The sequence below is a fragment of the Blastococcus sp. CCUG 61487 genome, assembly GCF_005222955.1.
GTDB lineage: Bacteria > Actinomycetota > Actinomycetes > Mycobacteriales > Geodermatophilaceae > Blastococcus.
This window is the reverse complement of the sequence record NZ_LWUA01000085.1, coordinates 1-2,400: the sequence shown is the minus strand read 5'-3', so window position 1 is coordinate 2,400 and position 2,400 is coordinate 1. Positions and strand designations below refer to the sequence as shown.

3 protein-coding genes are annotated in these 2,400 nt (G+C 64.3%); 2 read left to right on the top strand and 1 reads right to left on the bottom strand.

The features are described 5' to 3' along the window. Together A6V29_RS06350 and A6V29_RS06340 are read left to right on the top strand one after the other, a co-directional pair. Nucleotides 1–231 (top strand): transposase (locus A6V29_RS06350; protein ID WP_170977725.1); only part of this gene is annotated, 231 nt, incomplete at its 5' end. 442 nt (nucleotides 232–673) lie between these two features. Continuing rightward, nucleotides 674–1,321: an Abi family protein gene (locus tag A6V29_RS06340; RefSeq protein ID WP_040336880.1), complete on the top strand. Its 648-nt coding sequence runs from the start codon at nucleotides 674–676 to the stop codon at nucleotides 1,319–1,321. Between the two features lie 251 nt (nucleotides 1,322–1,572). Here the strand turns inward: A6V29_RS06340 and A6V29_RS06335 are convergent, their stop codons facing one another. After that, nucleotides 1,573–2,298, bottom strand: a complete 726-nt coding sequence (locus tag A6V29_RS06335) for an adenylate/guanylate cyclase domain-containing protein (RefSeq protein WP_040336879.1) — start codon at nucleotides 2,296–2,298, stop codon at nucleotides 1,573–1,575. Nucleotides 2,299–2,400: the final 102 nt, after the last annotated feature.

The window sequence follows — 2,400 nt, the reverse complement described above, 5'->3', positions numbered from 1 at the left end:
CTCAAGATAACCAGCGAACGGCTGAACAAGGAGATCAAGCGCCGCACCGACGTCGTCGGCGTCTTCCCCAACCCCGAAGCGCTGCTCCGCCTCGCCGGCGCGGTACTGGTCGAAGCCCACGACGAATGGCAGGTCTCCGACCGCCGCTACCTCTCCGAAGGCTCCATGGCCCAGCTCAACCGGCCCCAGCCAGTCGAGGAGGTGGCGCAACCGGCCCTGATCGCGTCATAGTCACCACACCGCTGACCAACACGGTGAGGACTACATCCACCACTCAGCGGGACGTCACCGCCCGTTCTGGCGGTGCTGCGGTGGGAAGCAGAGAACGCCGCGGGTCCTCAGCTGATGGAGGAGTGGAACCGCTACGCCTTCCCGATGTTCTGTGACCGCATGGCCCAACGACTCGGGGAGAGCACCTGCCGCACCGGCCGGCACCAGGACTGGCCCGCCGAAAGCCGCTACACCGCCTTCCTCGACGCCTCCCCTGGACGATCAGCGCAGGCGCCAACGGCTTAACGCGAGGGCGAGGGCGGACGGAGCCCAGGAAAAGACGTAGCCCCGGCGACATGACCAAAGGTCAGCGGTCCACCGGGGCTTTCACGGCCACTCTACGCCAGGATGGGGCGGGATGACAATGCCGACGCCACCGGGCCTCCCACCAGCCGGTCCCTGGGTGGAGGCCTGGCTGAGCAGCCCGCGATTCTCGGTCTACCTTGCCGCCACAGGCGTGGACCGAGACCGGGCGCTGGCCCTGTATGAGTGGAACGCCCAGCTCAGCGCCGCGCTGATGCACGACCTGGCGCACGTGGAGGTCGGGCTGCGCAACGCCTACGACGGTGCACTGTCCGCTCACTGGCCCGGGCCTCCGCACTGGGCGCTGGCTGCAGACGCCGTCTTCGCTCCGGTCTATCGCAGGCGCGGACGACGCCGCGTCGACGTCAACGAAAGGCCGCGGGAAAGCTTGCGCCACGCCATCGCCAACGCGGGCGGTACGGGCGCCCCGCCAGGGAAGATCGTCGCCGAGCTCATGTTCGGCTTCTGGCGCTACCTCAGCTCCGCGGCGCACGAGAAGACGCTGTGGGTGCCCGCGCTGCACCGCGCCTTCCCGCCGGGCACCGACCGTGCCCTTCATGTCGATGGCCCGGTGGGCCGCCTGCACGAACTGCGCAACCGCGTGGCCCACCACGAACCCCTGCTGTCCACCGACGTCGCTGGTCGGCTGGCCGACATGCTCGGCCTCGCCGCCCGTCTCGATGCCCAACTGGGCCAGCACCTTCAGGCGACCAGCACGGTGGCCAACCTGCTGACCAGCCGGCCGTAGGGGCTGCGCGCCAGGGCGTACCAGCTGTACTCGTCTCACACCGTGAGCTGGCTCGAGGGAGCATGGTCCTCCCTAAGCATCCTGACCCCAGGACCATCCATCCATGGCGCTTGTGACGGTACGACTATCGACTGCTCTGGCTGATCGCATCCACATCGACAGCGTGTACCCACGGTATTCTACTACGGGACCATCGCAGCTGCCGCGAGTTCGCTCGTGTGGCCATCCCCACTCCGCCTCGTAGTTAGGCGCTACTTGCAGTTCTCGGTGTACCAGTTTTCCATCGCGATATTCACGACCCATCCCGAGTAGGGGCCGCCCCAGGTGATCTGCTTCAGCAAGCCCTGGTTGTACTCGTTAAGGTTCTGGTAGAAGACGCCATCGGCGTAAATGGGCTGGTTCCAGCCCTTGGAGCCTTGGGCCGCCAGCTTGGCTGCCTGGTTGACCACGTCCCCCATGTAGACGACATCGGAGATGCCGCTGCCGTTGTAGCCGGCCTTGATCATGAGCGCGCGGCCGTATGAGAGCCCGATGCCCGCCTTGACTGGAGTCTTGTAATCCTTCTTCTCCATCTTGTAGCGCAGCACCTTCATCATCGAATTGACTTCGGCCGCCCTTGAGAAGAGGTCGTCGACGTCGGTCTTCAAGGTCGTATCGAAGACCCCCCAGACGCAGTCTCCAACGATGTTGATTTCTCGCGCATCGAGGTCGCTGTTCATGATTGCGACGACCTCAGAGATGAACGATCGATAAATCTTGGCCAGGACGGGTCTCTTATAGCTAGCCGGCAGGCTCGATGAATCACGGAGATCGACGAACATTGCCGCGCAATTGGCGTAGTAGCCGTTGCCGTACGTCAGCTTGTCCCGACTCGGGAGGGAGTCGGTTTCCTCGTAGTTGCCTGCCGGTGCATCGAGGTACTGGTCCAGTCGGTTGAACGAGTTGGTGTAGCTGTAGGTCTTGTAGTTGCTATCCACCGATCAGTCCAATCGAATTGAGAGCAAGATATGTCCCTGAACCGTCCTGGGGCCGGTGAAGGGTGGCGATCAGGCCACCTCACGGCGTGAGGCGATGGTGCT